At 74.4% G+C, this 15845-nt stretch carries 13 protein-coding genes; 8 read left to right on the top strand and 5 right to left on the bottom strand.

Annotation, left to right across the window (positions count from 1 at the left end):
* The first annotated feature begins 118 nt into the window (after positions 1 to 118).
* The 4 genes from ACGH52_RS14000 (at position 119) to ACGH52_RS13985 (ending at position 7455) form a co-directional block, all read left to right on the top strand.
* Positions 119 to 2770: a CocE/NonD family hydrolase gene (locus ACGH52_RS14000; RefSeq protein ID WP_399939460.1), complete on the top strand. Its 2652-nt coding sequence runs from the start codon at positions 119 to 121 to the stop codon at positions 2768 to 2770.
* 17 nt (positions 2771 to 2787) lie between these two features.
* Entirely contained in the window at positions 2788 to 3666 is an 879-nt protein-coding gene (locus tag ACGH52_RS13995) for an ABC transporter permease (RefSeq protein WP_399946754.1), read from the top strand.
* Between the two features lie 147 nt (positions 3667 to 3813).
* A complete protein-coding gene (locus ACGH52_RS13990; RefSeq protein ID WP_399939457.1) occupies positions 3814 to 5379 on the top strand; it encodes a von Willebrand factor type A domain-containing protein in 1566 nt (521 codons plus the stop codon).
* A 144-nt stretch (positions 5380 to 5523) separates the two neighbouring features.
* A complete protein-coding gene (locus ACGH52_RS13985) occupies positions 5524 to 7455 on the top strand; it encodes an AMP-dependent synthetase/ligase (protein WP_399939454.1) in 1932 nt (643 codons plus the stop codon).
* A 91-nt stretch (positions 7456 to 7546) separates the two neighbouring features.
* Here the strand turns inward: ACGH52_RS13985 and rdlB are convergent, their stop codons facing one another.
* Positions 7547 to 7939: a rodlin RdlB gene (gene rdlB, locus ACGH52_RS13980; RefSeq protein WP_059300462.1), complete on the bottom strand. Its 393-nt coding sequence runs from the start codon at positions 7937 to 7939 to the stop codon at positions 7547 to 7549.
* A 262-nt stretch (positions 7940 to 8201) separates the two neighbouring features.
* Here rdlB and rdlA point away from each other — a divergent pair, with 262 nt between their 5' ends.
* The 3 genes from rdlA to chpA all read left to right on the top strand — a co-directional run bounded on the left by rdlA (position 8202) and on the right by chpA (position 10053).
* Positions 8202 to 8597: a rodlin RdlA gene (gene rdlA, locus ACGH52_RS13975; protein WP_059300461.1), complete on the top strand. Its 396-nt coding sequence runs from the start codon at positions 8202 to 8204 to the stop codon at positions 8595 to 8597.
* Positions 8598 to 8884: 287 nt separating this feature from the next.
* Positions 8885 to 9112 (top strand): chaplin ChpD, encoded by a 228-nt coding sequence (gene chpD / locus ACGH52_RS13970; RefSeq protein ID WP_059300460.1) that lies wholly within the window; start codon positions 8885 to 8887, stop codon positions 9110 to 9112.
* A 152-nt stretch (positions 9113 to 9264) separates the two neighbouring features.
* Positions 9265 to 10053, top strand: coding sequence for an LAXTG-anchored chaplin ChpA (gene chpA / locus ACGH52_RS13965; RefSeq protein WP_308293492.1), 789 nt, complete (start codon positions 9265 to 9267; stop codon positions 10051 to 10053).
* Between the two features lie 83 nt (positions 10054 to 10136).
* Here chpA and ACGH52_RS13960 read toward each other — a convergent pair whose 3' ends face one another.
* The gene (locus ACGH52_RS13960) at positions 10137 to 11447 is read right to left on the bottom strand and encodes an ATP-grasp domain-containing protein (RefSeq protein WP_210975379.1); all 1311 of its coding nucleotides are present in this window, start codon (positions 11445 to 11447) and stop codon (positions 10137 to 10139) included.
* 144 nt (positions 11448 to 11591) lie between these two features.
* On the opposite strand from ACGH52_RS13960, the gene ACGH52_RS13955 reads away from it, so the two are divergent.
* Complete coding sequence (locus ACGH52_RS13955; protein WP_399939449.1) at positions 11592 to 12779, top strand: glycoside hydrolase family 26 protein; 1188 nt, start codon at positions 11592 to 11594, stop codon at positions 12777 to 12779.
* Positions 12780 to 12816: 37 nt separating this feature from the next.
* Here the strand turns inward: ACGH52_RS13955 and ACGH52_RS13950 are convergent, their stop codons facing one another.
* Genes ACGH52_RS13950 through ACGH52_RS13940 form a run of 3 tightly spaced genes read right to left on the bottom strand, consistent with a single transcriptional unit; the run spans position 12817 to position 15835 of the window.
* Positions 12817 to 13959: a GNAT family N-acetyltransferase gene (locus tag ACGH52_RS13950; RefSeq protein ID WP_121701081.1), complete on the bottom strand. Its 1143-nt coding sequence runs from the start codon at positions 13957 to 13959 to the stop codon at positions 12817 to 12819.
* Positions 13956 to 14672, bottom strand: a complete 717-nt coding sequence (locus ACGH52_RS13945) for a lipopolysaccharide biosynthesis protein (RefSeq protein WP_399939446.1) — start codon at positions 14670 to 14672, stop codon at positions 13956 to 13958. The genes ACGH52_RS13950 and ACGH52_RS13945 overlap by 4 nt, the downstream gene beginning before the upstream one ends.
* A complete protein-coding gene (locus tag ACGH52_RS13940) occupies positions 14669 to 15835 on the bottom strand; it encodes a glycosyltransferase (RefSeq protein WP_059300613.1) in 1167 nt (388 codons plus the stop codon). Before ACGH52_RS13940 ends, ACGH52_RS13945 begins: the two co-directional genes overlap by 4 nt.
* Positions 15836 to 15845 lie beyond the last annotated feature (10 nt).

Raw genomic sequence — 15845 nt, 5'->3', positions numbered from 1 at the left:
CCCCGCCCGGCCTACCGCGCCCGTGGTACGCGCGAGCGGCCCCGTACTTCCGTGGGAGGGCCGCCGGTTCAGCCCCCGGGCGGCCTCCGTTGTCGGCGGCGGCCCGTACCGTTGAGCCATGGATCTTCGACTGCCCCGCGTGCGAGGGCTGCTACGGGGGCCGCGGCGGATGCTCGCCGCCGCGGCCGCCGTCGTCGTGCTCGCCGGCGCCGGGACGTGGACGGCCGTCGCCGGTGACGACCCGGCCCCGGTGCGGCGCGCCGACCGGGTCATGGCGGTGGGCGACGGCGTGCGCCTGGACACCTCGTACTTCACGGCGGGCCCCGGCGGCCGACGCCCGGCGGTCCTGCTCGCGCACGGCTTCGGCGGCAGCAAGGACGACGTACGGGAGCAGGCCGAGGACCTGGCGCGGGACGGGTACGCGGTCCTGACCTGGTCGGCGCGCGGCTTCGGGAAGTCCACGGGGAAGATCGGGCTGAACGCGCCGGACGGCGAGGTCGCCGACGTGTCCCGCCTGATCGACTGGCTCGCGCAGCAGCCGCAGACCGAGCTGGACAAGGACGGCGATCCCCGCGTGGGCATCGCGGGCGGTTCCTACGGCGGCGCGGTCGCGTTGCTCGCGGCGGGGCACGACGCCCGGGTGGACGCCGTCGCCCCGGCGATCACGTACTGGAACCTGGCGGACGCGCTGTTCCCGAACGGCGTCTTCAAGAAGCTGTGGGCCGGCATCTTCGTCAACTCCGGCGGCGGCTGCGGCCGGTTCGAGGCGGACCTGTGCCGCATGTACCAGCGGGTCGCCGAGTCCGGCACCCCCGACGCCGAGGCCGTGAAGCTCCTCCAGGAGCGCAGCCCGCAGGCGGTCGGCGAGCGCATCAAGGTGCCCACCCTGCTGACGCAGGGCCAGACCGACTCCCTCTTCCCGCTCGGCCAGGCCGACGCCGCGGCGAAGGCGATCCGGGCGAACGGCGCGCCCGTCGACGTCGACTGGATCGCGGGCGGCCACGACGGCGGCGACCTGGAGACCGACCGCGTCCAGGCACGCGTCGACGACTGGTTCGACCGGTACCTCAAGGACGACGCGAGCGCCGACACCGGCCCGGCCTTCCGCGTCACCCGCACCGGAGGCGTCGACTCCACCGACGGCCAGGCCCAGTTGCGCGGCGCGAGCGCCGACCGCTACCCGGGCCTGGTGAACGGAGAGCGCTCCGTGCCCCTGCGCGGCCGCGAGCAGAGCGTCGACAACCCGGCCGGGGCCAACCCGCCCGCCGTCTCCGCCCTCCCCGGCATCGGCGGCGCCGGAGGGCTCTCCCAGCTCTCCTCGCTCGGCGTCGGGATCTCCCTGGACTTCCCCGGCCAGTACGCCGCGTTCGAGTCCTCCCCGGTCGGCGACGACCTGCGGATCACCGGCTCGCCGACGGCCACCGTCCACGTCCGCTCCACCGCCGAGGACGCCGTCCTGTTCGCCAAGGTGTACGACGTCGGCCCCGGCGACACCTCACCCGTGCTCCCCTCCCAGCTGGTCACGCCCGTCCGCGTCGAGGACGCCAAGGCCGGCAAGGACGTGACGGTCACCCTCCCGGCGATCGACCACGAGGTGGAGAAGGGCCACCGACTGCGCCTGGTCCTCGCCTCCACCGACCTCGGCTACGCCTCCCCGGCCGCCCCGGCGACGTACACCGTCTCCCTCGAGGGCGACCTGAAGGTGCCGACCGCCCCCGGCGTGACGACCGCCGCCGCCCCGCTGCCCGCCTGGGTGTGGTGGCTGCCCCTCGCCGGTGCCGCCGTCGCCCTGGCCCTGCTGTGGACGGCCCGCCGCCGCACCGCCGCGCCCGCCCCCGACCCGGCGCTCGCCGACGTACCCCTGCAGATCACCGGCCTGAGCAAGCGCTACGCCGGGTCCGCCGAGCGGTACGCGGTAAAGGAGCTGTCGTTCCGCGTGGAGAAGGGGCAGGTGCTCGGCCTGCTCGGACCCAACGGCGCGGGCAAGACCACCACCCTGCGGATGCTGATGGGCCTGATCAAGCCGGACGACGGCGAGATCCGGGTCTTCGGCCACGCCATCCGGCCCGGCGCCCCGGTGCTGTCCCGGGTCGGCGCCTTCGTCGAGGGCGCGGGCTTCCTGCCGCACCTCTCCGGCCGGGAGAACCTGGAGCTGTACTGGCGGGCGACGGGCCGCCCGCCCGAGGACGCCCACCTGGACGAGGCCCTCCAGATCGCCGGTCTCGGCGACGCGCTCGCCCGCGCGGTGCGCACCTACTCCCAGGGCATGCGCCAGCGCCTGGCCATCGCCCAGGCCATGCTCGGCCTGCCCGACCTCCTCATCCTGGACGAACCGACCAACGGCCTGGACCCGCCGCAGATCCGCGAGATGCGCGAGGTGATGATCCGCTACGCGGCGGCCGGGCGCACGGTCATCGTCTCCAGCCACCTGCTGGCCGAGGTCGAGCAGTCCTGCACGCACCTCGTGGTCATGGACCGGGGCCGGCTGGTCCAGGCGGGCCCGGTCGCCGAGATCATCGGCTCCGGCGACACCCTCCTGGTCGGCACCGCCCTGCCCGTGGACGAACCGCTCGTGGACAAGGTCGCCGCCCTGCCCGGCGTGGCCTCCGTCGTGCACACCGACGACGGGCTCCTGGTCCGCCTCGACCCCGGCGGCACCGCACCCGGCCTGGTCGCCGAACTGGTCCGGCTCGAAGTGCCCGTGGCGTCGGTCGGCCCGCACCGCCGCCTGGAGGACGCCTTCCTCACCCTGATCGGAGGTTCCGCGTGAGCACGCCCACCAAGCCGGTGACGACCGGTCCCGCGCCCGGACCGGCGTCGGCGTCCGACTCCGCCCACGGCTACCGGGCGGGCCGCACCCTGCCCCTGCGGGTGGAGCTGGTGCGCCAGCTCAAGCGGCGCCGCACCCTGGTCATGGGCGCGATCCTCGCCGTCCTGCCGTTCGTCCTCGTCGTCGCCTTCGCGATCGGCGGCGAGCCGGAGGGCCCCGGCGACCGCATCACCCTGATGGACACCGCCACCGCCTCCGGCGCCAACTTCGCCGCGGTCAACCTGTTCGTCTCGGCGGGCTTCCTGCTGGTCGTCCCGGTCGCCCTGTTCTGCGGGGACACGGTGGCCTCCGAGGCGAGCTGGTCCTCCCTGCGCTACCTGCTCGCCGCGCCGGTGCCGCGCGCCCGGCTGCTCGCGTCCAAGCTCGCCGTCGGCCTCGGGCTGAGCCTGGCCGCGATGGTGCTGCTGCCCCTGGTGGCGCTGGCCGTGGGCACGGTCGCCTACGGCTGGGGACCGCTGGCCATCCCCACGGGCGGCTCGCTCGCCCCGGGCACGGCCGCGCAGCGCCTGGTGGTGGTCGTGGCGTACATCTTCGTGTCCCAACTGGTCACCGCCGCGCTCGCGTTCTGGCTGTCGACCAGGACCGACGCCCCGCTCGGCGCGGTCGGCGGCGCCGTCGGCCTCACCATCGTCGGCAACGTCCTGGACGCCGTGACGGCGCTGGGCCACTGGCGCGACTTCCTGCCCGCGCACTGGCAGTTCGCCTGGGCGGACGCCGTCCAGCCGAACCCTCAGTGGTCGGGCATGATCCAGGGCGCGGCGGTCTCGGTCACGTACGCGCTGGTGCTGGTCGCCCTGGCCTTCCGGGGTTTCGCCCGCAAGGACATCGTGTCGTAGGTCAAGGGAGGATCACCTGCCGGTCTCGGCGTCCCGCCCCCGTGCCCGCTTCGAGACGCAGCCGTAACACCCCGTGCCGCACGTTTCGCCCCGCCGCCCCGTCACAGTCACGTACACCGGCACCGACGAAGCACAGGGGGACGGACGATGAACCGGTACGGGACCGAAGGGCGGCGGGGGCGGCGCGGCACGACCGCGCTGCTCGCGCTGACGCTGGCGGGCGGGCTGCTGCTCACCGGCTGCGGCGGAGGGGACGACGCGTCGAGCGGGGCGAAGGACACCACGACCGACTCCCGGGGCGGTTATGTCCCCGTGCCCGCCCCCGACCGCCCGCGCGGCGAGGGCGAGAGGGGCGAGGGGGAGAAGGACGGCGACTCCCGCGAGATCGCGCCCGAAACCGACCACCTCTCCACCTTCGCCCTCGACGTCGACACCGCCTCCTACGGCTACGCCCGCCGCACCCTGGCCGAGGGCCGGCTGCCCGACCCGGCCACGGTCCGCCCCGAGGAGTTCGTCAACAGCTTCCGCCAGGACTACGACCGCCCCGACGGCGACGGCTTCTCGGTGACCGTGGACGGCGCCCGCACCGGCGACGAGGACTGGTCGCTGGTCCGCGTCGGCCTGGCTACCCGCTCCGCCGAGCGGCAGGGCGAACGCCCGCCCGCCGCCCTGACGTTCGTCATCGACGTCTCCGGCTCCATGGGCGAACCCGGCCGCCTCGACCTCGCCCAGGAGGCCCTCGGCACCATGACCGACCGGCTCCGCGACGACGACTCGGTGGCCATCGTCACCTTCAGCGACGAGGCCGAGACCGTGCTGCCCATGACCCGGCTCGGCGACGACCGCGACCGCGTCCACGACGCGATCGACGAGCTGGAGCCGATGGAGTCCACCAACCTCGGCGCGGGTGTGGAGACCGGCTACGAGACCGCCGTCGAGGGCCGCCGCGAGGGCGCCACCAACCGCGTCGTGCTCGTCTCCGACGCCCTCGCCAACACCGGCGACACCGACGCGGACTCCATCCTCGAACGCGTCGCCACCGAGCGCCGCGAGCACGGCATCACCCTCTTCGGCGTCGGCGTCGGCAGCGACTACGGCGACGCCCTGATGGAACGCCTCGCCGACCGGGGCGACGGCCACACCACGTACGTGTCGAACACGGAGGACGCCCGCGAGGTGTTCTGCGAGCAGCTCCCGCGCCACATCGAGCTGACCGCGCGCGACGCCAAGGCCCAGGTCGCCTTCGACCCGGAGACCGTCGCCGAGTTCCGTCTCGTCGGCTACGACAACCGCCAGGTCGCCGACGAGGACTTCCGCGACGACCGCGTCGACGGCGGCGAGGTCGGCCCCGGCCACACGGTCACCGCCCTCTACGCCGTCCGCACCAGGCCCGGCGCCGACGGCCACCTCGCCACGGCCACCGTCCGCTGGCTCGACCCCGACAGCCGCGCCCCGCACGAGGAGTCCGGCGACGTGGAGAGCGACGCCCTCGACGACTCCGTCTGGGAGGCGGACCGCGGGCTGCGGGTCACGGCGACCGCGGCCTACTTCGCCGACGCGCTCCGCTCCCCGGAAGGCGACGGCGGCTCCCTGCCCGGGGCGCCCGGGCTCACCGAACTGACCGAGCGGGCCGACGGCCTGGCGGACCGCACGGAGGACGCGGACGTGCGCGAACTGGCCGAGGCGATCGAGGAGGCGGACCGGCTGGCCTGAGCCGGTTGCCGCCCGGCGGCCGTACTCCGCCGGGCGGCGTGGCCCATTGACGTTTCCTTACGCGTGAGTAAGTTTACTCTGAAGTAAGTTAGTGGCCGAGCACACGCGACAGCGCATCAGTCCGATCCGCGACCGGGAGCCGTCATGGGCGTACGCAGGGACCTGAAACGGGCGAGAAGGCGCGGTGACCTGGTGTCCCGCGCGAGGACCGAGACCGTCCGGGACGCGCACGGCACCGTCCGCGAGGCCCGCACCGCCGCCCTCGCACCCCGCCCCACCGAGGGCAGCACCGCCGACATCCCGTTCACCAACGCGGCCGAGGCCCCCGACGCGGTGGTCCTGCGCCGCGAGGTGGACGGGGTCTGGCGGCCCGTCACCGCCGCCGGGTTCGCCCGCGAGGTCACCGCCGTCGCCAAGGGCCTGATCGCCGCCGGTCTGGAACCCGGCGGCCGGGTCGCCGTCATGTCCCGCACCCGCTACGAGTGGACGGTCCTGGACTTCGCGATCTGGGCGGCCGGCGGACAGACCGTCCCCGTGTACGCCACCTCCTCGGCCGATCAGGTCGAGTGGATCGTCCGTGACTCCGGCGCCCGGTACGCCGTCACCGAGACCGCCGCGAACACCGCGACCGTCCTGACCGGGACGGCCGAACACCCCGAGCGCCCCCAGGTCTGGGAACTGGACGCCGGTGCCCTCGCCGACCTCAGCGCCCTCGGCCGGGGCGTGAGCGACGACGAGGTCACCAAGCGCCGCACCGCCCTCACCCCGGACACGGTCGCCACCGTCTGCTACACCTCCGGCACCACCGGCCGCCCCAAGGGCTGCGTCCTCACCCACGCCAATCTGCACGCCGAGGCCGCCAACACGGTCGAGCTGCTGCACCCGATCTTCAAGGAGGTCACCGGCCAGCGGGCCTCGACCCTCCTCTTCCTGCCGCTCGCCCACATCCTGGGCCGCACCATCCAGATCTCCTGCCTGCTGGCCCGCATCGAGATCGGCCACTTCCCGAGCATCAAGCCCGACGAACTGCGCCCCGCGCTCAAGTCGTTCCGGCCGACCTTCCTGGTCGGTGTCCCGTACCTCTTCGAGAAGATCCACGACACCGGCCGGGCCACCGCCGAGAAGATCGGCCGCGGCGCCTCCTTCGAACGCGCCCACCGCCTCGCCGTCCGCTTCGGCGCCGCGCACCTGGAACGCTTCCTGGGCCGCGGCAAGGGCCCCACCCCGGGCCAGTGGGCGGGCTGGGCCCTGTACGACCTGCTGGTCTACCGCCGGGTCCGCAAGGAACTGGGCGGCCGGATGCGCTACGCCATCAGCGGCGGCTCCCCGCTGGAGAGCGACCTCAACCTGTTCTTCTACGCCGCCGGAATCATGGTCTACGAGGGCTACGGCCTGACCGAGACCACCGCCGCGGCCACCATCGTGCCGCCGCTCGGCCCCCGCCCCGGCACGGTCGGCCCACCGGTCCCCGGCACCGCCGTGCGCATCGCGGACGACGGCGAGGTACTGGTCAAGGGCGGTATCGTCTTCGGCTCCTACCGCGGCAACCCGGAGGCCACCGAGGCCGCCCTCACCGACGGCTGGTTCGCCACCGGCGACCTCGGCTCCCTCGACGACGACGGCTACCTCACCATCACCGGCCGCAAGAAGGACCTCCTGGTCACCTCCGGCGGCAAGAACGTCTCCCCGGCCGTCCTGGAGGACCGCCTGCGCAGCCGCCCACCCGTCGCCCAGTGCCTGGTCGTCGGCGACAACCGGCCCTACGTCGCCGCGCTGATCACCCTGGACCCGGAGGCCGTCGCCCACTGGCTCGCGGTGCGGAAGCTGCCCGCCGACACGCCGATCTCCGAGCTGGTGCGCGACGAGAGGATGCGCGCCGACGTCCAGAAGGCCGTCGACCACGCCAACGCGGCCGTCTCCCGGGCCGAGTCGATCCGCGCCTTCCGGCTGGTCGAGGGCGAGTTCACCGAGGAGAACGGGCTGCTGACCCCGTCCCTGAAGGTGAAGCGGCACGCGGCCGTCGCGGCGTACGCGGACGAGATAGAGGCGTTGTACGCGACGACGCCGGGACGCTGATCCGCACCCGGGCGCCCCGGGCACGCGAAAGGGGCGGGCCACCGATGTGCTCGGCGACCCGCCCCCGGCGCGCTGTCAGCGCCCGCTGCCGTCAGTCCTCACCGTTGGAGGACAGGATCGAGACGTCCTCCAGCAGGTGGGCCAGCGCACCGTCGCGCTTGGCCTGCGTGGAGTTCTCGGCACACTGCTGGTTCAGGTCGTCGCCCAGGACGTTGAGGTCCTGGATCGGCACGAGACCGATGACGCTGACCGGGATGTCGCTGACCGCGATGCACGGCTTGTTGAACGAGCCCTGGATGAGCGCCATCTGCGGGCTCATGTTGCCCGTGGTCATCGAGTTGCCGAAGTACTGCGAGGCGCCGTTGCCGTTGGCCGAGACGGGCCCGCTGTCGTCACCGATCGCCATCGCCTGCGGTGCCGCGGCAGCGGAGGCGCCCATGACGGAGGCGGCGATCGCCGCGTAGGCAACTACCTTCTTGATCACTGGCAAGTCCTTTCTGAGGAAACCCCGTCCACCGGAGCGCTCTGGTCAACTCCGTGAGTCCGGTCGGGTTTCTCCCGTTCACTCCGACGGCGGACAGCGGGAAATGTGTACGGGTCCGCGTTTCCCCCCGGGATTCCGGCGGTTTCCGCGGCGCTTTTGACATCCCGTGCGGGCCAACCGGGTGAACGCCCGCAACCAATCACCGCGCACCGGGTTGATGAGGCCGTAGGACAGTGCGTCGCTACGACGAAAGGAACGCGAAGTGCTCAAGAAGGCAATGGTCGCCGCGGCGGCTGCCGCTTCTGTGATCGGCATGTCCGCCGCTGCCGCGCCCCAGGCCCTGGCCATCGGGGACGACAACGGGCCGGCCGTGGCCAACGGCAACGGCGCCTCCTCGGCGTTCGGCAACTCGGCCACCAAGGGCGACATGAGCCCCCAGCTGTCGCTGGTCGAGGGCACGCTGAACAAGCCGTGCCTCGGTGTCGAGGACGTCAACGTCGCCGTCATCAACCTCGTCCCGATCCAGGACATCAACGTCCTGGCGGACGACCTGAACCAGCAGTGCGCGGACAACTCCACGCAGGCCAAGCGGGACGGCGCCGTGTCGCACGTCCTCGAGGACCTGTCGGTGCTGTCGGCGAACGGCGAGGGCCGCTGAGTCCAGCCCCATCCGGTACGGGCGGCCCGCTGACTTCCGCGTGGGCCGCCCGGCCGTGAACGGGACGGGATTTCGCCGGGGAGCGGAACGACGTCGTCGCTCTCCTGGGGGAACGGCCGGACCGATTAGTGAAGCATCCGAGTGAATTTCGGGGTGTCCCACGTTCGGTAGTTTCTCCGGCCGTCAATTCCTCGTTTGCAGGCTGCAGGTCATGGTGCGAGCCGTCAATGCTGTGCTCGCGCGGTTTCGGCCGTCATTCAGGCATGACCGCAGAGAAGGGAAAGTTCATGAAGAAGAGCGCTGCTGTCGTCGCAGGCGCGATCATGGCCCTCGGCATGGCCGCCCCGGCCTTCGCCGACGCCGGTGCCGAGGGTGCCGCCGTAGGCTCCCCGGGCGTCCTGTCCGGCAACGTCGTCCAGGTTCCCGTGCACGTTCCCGTCAACGTGTGCGGCAACAGCATCAACGTCGTTGGTCTGCTGAACCCGGCGTTCGGCAACAAGTGCGAGAACGACTGACCTCGTTCCGCACCGACCGGCTGCGTCAGGGCCGGCCTTGGCCAACTCGTTTGGTTCGGGGCCGGCCTTTTCCCCTTTCTGCGGCCCGTCCTCCCGGATCGTTCTCCGGCCACATCTCATCTCTCATCTCTCCAAGCAGGAAGACAACCAGAGTGCGACAGACCCTGAGCAGGGGGATGGTCGCGGCTGCCGCCGCGACGGGCATCCTTTCCCTGTGCGGCAGCCCCGCCCTTGCCGACTCGCATGCGGACGGGGCCGCCACGAACTCGCCGGGCGCCGTGTCCGGCAACGCCCTCCAGGTCCCCGTCGACGTGCCCGTGAACGCCTGCGGCAACACCGTCGACGTGATCGCGGCGCTGAACCCGGCCTTCGGCAACGAGTGCGAGAACACCTCGGACGAGAAGACCGACGGCCACGGCGACGGCGGCGGGTACGGCGAGGACACCTCGACGTCGAGCACGTCCTCGTCGTCGTCCTCGTCGTCCGGCTCCCACGCGGACGGCGCGACCGTGGGCTCGCCCGGCGTCGGATCCGGCAACAACACGCAGGTCCCGGTCGACGTGCCGGTCAACCTCTGCGGCAACACCGTCGACGTGATCGCGGCGCTGAACCCGGTCTTCGGCAACGAGTGCGAGAACGCCGCCGAGGAGCCCCCCGGCTACGGCGAGGAGGAGCCGCCGCCTCCGACCACGCCGCCCGGCTACGGCGAGGAGGAGCCCCCGCCGCCCACCGAGGAGAAGCCGCCGCCGCCCTCCGCCGAGGAGGAGCCCCCGCCGCCGTCCGAGGAGGAGCACACCCCGCCGGCTCCCCAGACGGAGCAGCCGCCCGTCCTGGCCGAGACCGGCAGCGAGGGCACGCTGGGCGCCGCGGCCGCCGGTGCCGTGCTGATCGCGGGCGGAGCGATCCTGTACCGCCGGGGCCGCGCCCTCACCGGCCGCTGACCCTCCCGCTCACCACGGCGCCCCCGGCGGCCCCCAACGGGCCACCGGGGGCGCCGCTGTGACTGCTCCCGGGGGACGGAGGCTCAGTGGCTGCCTGCCCGGTCCTCGTCCGGGCGGTCGGGGGCGCCGGTGCGGGGCGTGGCGGGGGCGGACGCCTGGCGTACGACGCGGGCGCGGGCCGGGAGCGCGGGGTCCGGGCGGGCGTCGCGGGCCCGGTGCGCGCGGTCCCGCAGCCGGGCGCCCACATGACGGCTCCACAGCGCCCACAGCGCCCGGCCGGGCGCCCGGTCGTCCGGGGCGTGCCAGGCCAGCTCGCGACCCCCGTGTGCCTCGCGGGCCGGACGCAGGGCGCTCAGCGGCGCGTAGTTCTCCACCACGAACACCCGCCCCGGCCGCGGCGCCCCCTGCGGCAGCGGGCGGTGGGTCAGATCCAGGTGCAGGGCCCGTACGACGTCGAGTCCGGCGGTGTCGGTGAACAGCCGGAACTGGGCGCCCGGGCGCGGGTTGAAGTCGAGCAGGTGGTAGCGGCCCGTCGTACCGCAGCGCCGGAAGTCCAGGTCGAAGACGCCCCGGTAGCCCAGCTCCGCGGTGACCCGCTCGGCGAGCGCCTGCACCCTCGGGTTCGGCGTCCAGCGGCCCACCGCCGTCAGACCGGCGCCGCGCGGCCTGGCCCGTGTCTTGCGGCCCGGACCGCCCGCGCGGACCGCGCCCGAGCGGTCGGCGTACCCGTGGAAGAACCAGTCCCGGTCGGCACCCGGCGGCAGGAAGGCCTGGAGCAGCAGTCGGCTGCCCGCCTCCTCGGCGCGCCGGTACAGCTCCCCGGCCTCCCGCGCCGAGCGCACCAGCACCGTGCTGCGCAGCCCGCCGCCCGGGGGCACCAGCCAGGGCCGGCTCCACTTGGCCACCACCGGCAGGCCCAGCCGCCACGCCGCGCGCGCCGCCTCCGCCGCGCCGTCCGGGACCAGGGTCTCGGGGTGCGGGACGTCCAGGGCGCCGCACACACCGGCCAGTTCCGCCTTGTCGGCCACGCGCGCGGGCAGCTCGCCCGGCTGGTCGGGCAGCAGGTACGCGGGCGCCAGTTCCGCCCGCGCCCGGCCCACCGCCACGGCGCACGCGTCGTCCATCGGAATCAGCACCGCGGGCCGCGCGAGCCGTGCGGCGACGCGGCGCAGGACCGCCGCGATCTCGGCGGGCGACGCGCCGGGCGGCGGCGGGGTGTGCAGCCCGCTCAGGTAACGGGAGGCGCGGACCGGGCTCTGCGCGCAGTCGGCGACCACGTGCACGTCCACCCCCGCACGGCCGAGCGACCGCACGGCGCCCAGCGTTCCGTGGTGAAAGGGATTCCGGTCGGTCCGCAGCACAACGGCGGGGACACGGGTGTCGAACAGCGACACGGGAGACTTCCTTCGGATCGGGGGGTGGTTCACCGGAGCGGGCGATCAACGCACTCGAACGCCGTAGTGGCGGTGGCGTGATGGCATTTCATATGACTGAGTGTCAGTAACGAGGAGCAGAACGTAAGACCAAAGGAGGCCGGCATGGCCGCACGGCAGTCACGGACCCGGTCCGGACGGCGTCCGGCGCACGCCGCGGCGGCGGTGATCGCGGCGGCGGCGTGCCTCGCCGCGGGCCCCGGTGTCGCCGCGGGCGAACCGGCCGCGCCCGAACCCACCCCCGCCTTCGGCGCGTACCTCGACTACGGCCCCCGCGGCGTGGCCCGGATGGCCGCGCTGAGCCACTGGCTGGGCGGCGCCGAGCTGCGCGTCGGCCACACCTACCTGCCCGGCGACCGCTGGAGCAACATCGAGGGCGCCCCCGGCTTCCTCGACGTGTGGGCCGACTGGCGCACCCGGCAGGCCGACCGGATGCTCGTCCTCAACGTGCCCATGATGGAGCGCAACGAGGAGCACGTCGGCGACGACGAGGTGCGCGAACTGCTGCGCCAGGGCGCCGCCGGACGCTTCGACCACCACTTCCGCGCCCTCGCCGAACGCCTGGTCGCCCTCAAGGTCCCGGACACGGTCCTGGTGCTGGGCTGGGAGATGAACGGCACCACCTACACGCACCGCTGCGGACCGGACCCCGAGGCCTGGAAGACGTACTGGAACCGGATCGTCACCACCATGCGCGCGGTGCCCGGCCAGAAGTTCCGGTTCGACTTCACGCCGAGCCGCGGCCGGGACGCCGTGCCGTGGACGCGCTGCTATCCCGGCGACGCCACCGTCGACATCATCGGCATGGACTCCTACGACCAACCGCGCGGCATGTCGTTCGACGAACAGGTGAAGGAACCCTACGGGCTCCAGGCGCACGTGGACTTCGCCAAGGCGCACGGCAAGCCCGTCTCCTACCCGGAGTGGGGGCTGTTCCGCAACGGCGACAACGCCGCGTACATGCGGGGCATGCTCGCCTGGATGGACGAGCACAAGCCCGTGTACAACACGGTCACCGACTACTGCCCGCACGGCGTGTGGCAGTGCGACGACAACCCCCGGTCCACGGCCGTCTACCGGTCCGTGCTCTTCGGCCGCACCGACGGGCCCGAGCCGACGACCCCCACACCCGCCGAACCCACCACGCCCACCGCGCCGCCGGTGCCCCCGGCGCCGCCCACGACACCCGAGGCCCCGGCCGACTGCTCGCCGCTGGAGCTGGGCGACTGGGTCGAGTACTGGCTCGGCGGGAAGCTGTGCATGCGTCTCGACTGGTACGCGCGCGCCAAGTAGCGGCGCGCGCAGGGTGCCGCGGTGGCGGCGGACCCGGTCAGGTGCCGCCACCGGCGCGCCCCTTCCGCTCCGCCCGCCGCCGCAGCAGCTCCTTGCCCCGCCGTCGTGCGGCGGCGTCGGCCAGGGCCGCCGCCAGCAGCGGGGCCGTGCGGCGGCGGGCCAGCAGCAGCCGCTGGTTGGGCACCGGCTCCGGGCGCCAGTGGTGCTTGTACGGCTCGTCGCCCCGCAGCAGGCTCAGCGTGGCGCGCCCCGGGGCACGGGCGTACTCGGCACACGCGGCCAGCAGCATCACCGCCACGTCCGCCTTCCGCTCCCGCAGCCCGGGATGCGCGCCGTACAGATAGCCGCCGGCCAGCCGCCGCGACAGCAGCGTCACGTCCACGGCCACCACCTCGTCGGCCATACGGAACTCGGTGACCCGCGCGTCCCCGGTCCGCACCATCGGCCCCACCGCCCGCACCAGGTGCTCGCGGAAGCGGGGCCGCAGGTGCTCGCCGGTCACCTTCCGCCCCCGCCACTGCAACCGGTGCAGGTCGAGGAGCCGGCGCAGCGCCGCGTCCGCCTCGTCGGGCAGCACGGGCCGGGCCTTGACGCCGAGCGCGTCCAGGCGGCGCAGCTGGGCGCGGACCCGCTGTCTGGCCTTGGCCGAGGGCAGCCGGGCGACCAGGTCGTCCATGGGGAGGGCGGGCAGTTCCAGGCAGAGCGAGTCCGCGAGCCGGTGCCGGGGGCCGGGCCAGCGTGCGTAGACGCGTTCGGCGGCGGCGCCCGGCCGGACCTCGCGCAGGTCGACCAGTGCGGAGCGGGCCGCCGCGGCCAGGCCCGCGGTGAGCGCGGTCTCCGCCTCCGGGCCCCGCTCGTCGTCCAGCAGGACGTCCGCGTAGTCCGAGATCGCCCCGCCCAGCGGCACCAGCGCCGGTACCGGACGCCGTACGAGCGTCAGCGGCGCGGCGGCGACCAGTTCGCCGCCCTCGCGGGCCAGCACCAGCCGCAGCCGCCCGGCGGAGCCGTAGGACCGCCACCAGGAGAGCAGCCAGGCGTGGCTCTGGAACGGGGTCGCGGCGGCGCACCGGTCGTACAGCCGCCGCCACTGCGGGGCCAGCTCGGCGAAGGCGCCCTCGTCGGTGACCAGTTCGACGGTGTGGCCGGGCGGGAGCGGGAGCGGCGGCCTCGGATACGTCACAGCTGTCCGCGGCCGTCGGCCGCCGACGCCGGTCCGGGTACCGCCGCCGCGCGGCCGGGCCCCCGGGCGCCGCGGCGCGGCCGGACCAGCAGGGCCAGGCCGCCGAGCAGTCCGCCCGCGCTCGCGCCCACCAGGCCCGTCACCGCGGTGGACGCCGAGGACGGCTCGGTGGGTTCGGTGGCCCGGGCGAACTGGCGCAGCTCCACGTGGGTGTCGTCGGCGGAGGCCGCCGCGTGCCGGGTCAGGGCGCGGGTGACGGCGTTGGCCATGTCGGCAGCCTCCTCCGGGTCGGCGGAGGTGGCCGTCACCGAGACCATCGGCGCGTCCGGCGAGGTCGCGGTGCGCACGCTCCGCTCCAGGGTCGCCACCGGCACGTGGGCCCACATCTGCGCGTCCCCGAGCACCGCGAGCTGCGTGGCGACCCGGCCGTAGGCCTGCGCGAAGCCCAGCGCGGACGCCGGGTCGGACGCGTCGGCGGGGACGGCGACGACGTAACCGGTCGCCGTGTACTGCGGGGTGGTGACCAGGCCGTACCCGGCGCCGAGCAGCCCGCCGGCGAGGACGCCGGCCGCGAGCGGGGACCAGGGCGGCAGGGAGCGCAGGCGGCGCGGCAGGTGGCGCAGGGCGGCCCGGACACGGTGCCGCCGTGCGGGCGGTGCGGGCTCGTCGTCCGTCGCGGGCGCGGCCGGGGACTGGGTGAGGGGCTCGGTCATGCGGAACTGACTCCCTGGGGTGCCGGGGGCGGGGGCAGCGGTTGCGTGAGGGTGGTCGCGTAGACGTCCATCAGCCGGGCGGCGCTGCGGGTGACGCAGTAGTGGCGGGCCGCTTCGGGCGCGGTGCGCGTGCCGGGGACCGGGCCGTGCGACGCGCGGGTCTCGGCGAGGGCGCGCGCGAACTCCCCGGCGCCGCCGACCACCCGCCGTGCCGCGGGCGCGGACGCGGGGGGCAGGTCCTCGATCGCCGGGCAGGAGGCGTACAGCACCGGCAGCCCGGACGCGAGCCCCTCCACGGCGGCCAGGCCGAAGGCCTCCTCCGGCGACGGCGAGGCCAGGACGTCCATCGCGGCGGCCAGCGCGGGCAGGTCGGGACCCGGGGAGCCGTCGGGGAGGTAGGGGCGCTCGCCGGTGAGCAGGACGCGGTCGGCGACCCCGGCCTCGTGGGCGGTGCGGCGCAGCAGGTGCTCCTGGGGGCCGCCGCCGACCAGCAGCAGCCAGCAGTCCGCCGGGAGCAGGGCCAGGGCGCGGACCAGGACGTCGAAGCGTTTGGCCGCCGTCAGCCGACCGACGCCGCCCACTACGTACGCGCCCTCGGGCAGGCCGAGGCGGCGCCGGGTGCGCAGCCGCCGGACCGGGTCGAAGCGGAAGCGGGCCAGGTCGATGCCGTTGGGGACGACCTCGATGCGGGGCGCGGGCACGCCCCAGCGCCGCAACCGGTCGGCGACGGTGGGGGAGACGGCGACCGTGGCGCTGCCCAGGCGCTCCCCGGCCAGGTACAGGGCGCGGACGCCCGGGGTGAGCGGGCGGCCCTCCATCTGGGAGTCGCCGAGGGAGTGTTCGGTGGCGACCACCGCGCGTACCCCGGCCATGCGGGCGGCGAGGCGGCCGTAGAGGCAGGCCCGGTAGAGGTGGGTGTGCACGAGGTCGTAGCCGCCGGTGCGGATCAGACGGGCCAGGCGGGGCAGCGCGGCCAGGTCGCGGTTGCCGGTCATGCCGAGGTGGACGACGTGCACGCCGTCGGCCAGCAGCCCGTCGGCGACCGGGCCGGGGTTGGTGAGCGTCACGACGTCGCAGTCGACGGGCAGGTGACGCAGGAGCAGCCGCAGCTGCTGCTCGGCGCCGCCGACGCCGAGACCGGTGATGATGTGCAGGGCCTTCACGTCGGTCACC

The organism is Streptomyces sp. BBFR25, from assembly GCF_044590125.1.
Lineage (GTDB): Bacteria > Actinomycetota > Actinomycetes > Streptomycetales > Streptomycetaceae > Streptomyces > Streptomyces canus_D.
Note: the sequence above shows the minus strand (reverse complement) of the source record. Positions and strands in the feature narration are given on the sequence as shown.

Excerpts from the sequence above, each read along its gene's own strand:
- ACGH52_RS14000 (WP_399939460.1), top strand. The coding sequence starts at position 119 with ATGGATCTTCGACTGCCCCGCGTGCGAGGGCTGCTACGGGGGCCGCGG.
- ACGH52_RS13990 (WP_399939457.1), top strand. The coding sequence starts at position 3,814 with ATGAACCGGTACGGGACCGAAGGGCGGCGGGGGCGGCGCGGCACGACC.
- ACGH52_RS13985 (WP_399939454.1), top strand. The coding sequence starts at position 5,524 with ATGGGCGTACGCAGGGACCTGAAACGGGCGAGAAGGCGCGGTGACCTG.
- chpD (WP_059300460.1), top strand. The coding sequence starts at position 8,885 with ATGAAGAAGAGCGCTGCTGTCGTCGCAGGCGCGATCATGGCCCTCGGC.
- ACGH52_RS13955 (WP_399939449.1), top strand. The coding sequence starts at position 11,592 with ATGGCCGCACGGCAGTCACGGACCCGGTCCGGACGGCGTCCGGCGCAC.
- ACGH52_RS13945 (WP_399939446.1), bottom strand. The coding sequence starts at position 14,672 with ATGACCGAGCCCCTCACCCAGTCCCCGGCCGCGCCCGCGACGGACGAC.